We start from the raw sequence: 1,397 nt of genomic DNA, 5'->3' as shown, positions 1-1,397 counted from the left end.
GCCCAGCCGATAAAACCCGGATGGGTATGGCCCAGCGCCCTGAGTGGCGACACCGATGGGGGCCATCTTGGGAAACGAGTCGCCGGTCCAGTACACCCGCGACCAAGCATCCTTAGCCAGCGGGCTTTTTGCTGCATTGACCTGCTGACCATCGCCCCAGGCAAACCAGAACCCGGCTCCGTTGTTACCGAATGGGTACCGGTAGATAGATGACGGATTGATCACGCCGCCAATCCCAAGCACGGGCAGCGGCGCGTTTTCAGCCCGCAGCGACCCCTTGCGCAGGTTTACGTTGCGGGCCGCCTGGGCGTTGGTCGGCTGCAAAAGACGCGGAGTCAGTGCTGGCAGCTCGCCCTTGAAAGACGTGATCGCAATCGATGTCATGGAAACCTCGGTGTTTTCATCCTTATGCTGCCGGACTGGTGACCGGCGAGCGCCTCAGATCGGGCATTGGTGCAAAGGGCATAGAACGCTGCCTGATCCATCAGGGCGCGCTGCATGTCGGACCAGGGTTTCTCGGGCATCTTGCGCAGCCAGTACTGGGCGCCGAGCATCAACGCCTCACAGTAACGGTCCAGGAGCCAGTCCGGCGGCACCGCCACATTGGAGCCAAACGTGGGCCGCACGACCACATCAGCGGTCAGTCCCGAAGGGCCACTGGTGACAACGACCGTGTCCGGCGAAGGCTGGAACACTTGGCAATATGCAGGCCGACCATCCTGATACAGCGCCTGGATGCGGATCGGCTCAAGGCCTGGCCCGACGGTGATCTGCTGCTCACCATCGGACAGCTGGATTCTGACTTTCCAAGCCGGCACCTCTGTGCACAGCTCGCGCAGCGCCCAGGCCACACCGTCACGAATAGAGGCGATCACCACCCCCGGCACGTTTGGCAGGATCTGGTCGACCAGCTGGCTCACGTTCATTGCTGCGGTACCTGTTGCTGGGATGTGGCGGCGACTGGCAGAGGGCCAAGCATGCGATCCGTCTGCACCTTCATGCCCAGGGCAGCCTGGAACATCTGGAAGTGCATCGTTGCGCGGTTGAGGTTGGCCGCGTGTTCGGCGTCTTTCGCGTAGGCCCTGGAAAGGATGTAATCCACCAGCACCGGCGCAAACGAGTCATCCAGGCGGATCTTTTCAGCGGCGGAGTCGGTGGCCATCTCCTCGGCGTGCGGGTCTGGCACCGACGAGTAGATGATCTCCAGCTTGCTGGTGGCCATCGCCGGCGGGTAGACATAAAACTGGCGCGGCGCCGCCTCGTCGAAGATGTACTGCTCGATCTCCTCGACCTGCTGCTCGGCGTGCCACCGGCGCCTGGTTGAGTCGATAGCGCCTCGGGTCGTGAGAATCACACTCAGCCCACCGCCCGCGGGGGTGATGTTGCGCACCACCTCC

3 protein-coding genes are annotated in these 1,397 nt (G+C 62.8%); all 3 read right to left on the bottom strand.

Annotated features, from left to right (window positions below):
* On the bottom strand, positions 1-384 hold a 384-nt coding region (locus tag BKD70_RS23040), incomplete at its 3' end, for a hypothetical protein (protein WP_256543242.1).
* Positions 381-926 (bottom strand): hypothetical protein, encoded by a 546-nt coding sequence (locus tag BKD70_RS23035; protein WP_070415472.1) that lies wholly within the window; start codon positions 924-926, stop codon positions 381-383. The genes BKD70_RS23035 and BKD70_RS23040, both read right to left, overlap by 4 nt.
* The coding region (locus BKD70_RS25160) for a DUF6682 family protein (RefSeq protein ID WP_070415471.1) at positions 923-1,397 on the bottom strand (475 nt) is incomplete at its 5' end. The genes BKD70_RS25160 and BKD70_RS23035, both read right to left, overlap by 4 nt.

The organism is Pseudomonas sp. BS-2016 (assembly GCF_001806145.1).
GTDB classification, from domain to species: domain Bacteria; phylum Pseudomonadota; class Gammaproteobacteria; order Pseudomonadales; family Pseudomonadaceae; genus Aquipseudomonas; species Aquipseudomonas lundensis.
This window is presented reverse-complemented; position numbering and strand designations above follow the sequence as displayed.

Excerpts from the sequence above, each read along its gene's own strand:
- BKD70_RS23035 (WP_070415472.1), bottom strand. The coding sequence starts at position 926 with ATGAACGTGAGCCAGCTGGTCGACCAGATCCTGCCAAACGTGCCGGGG.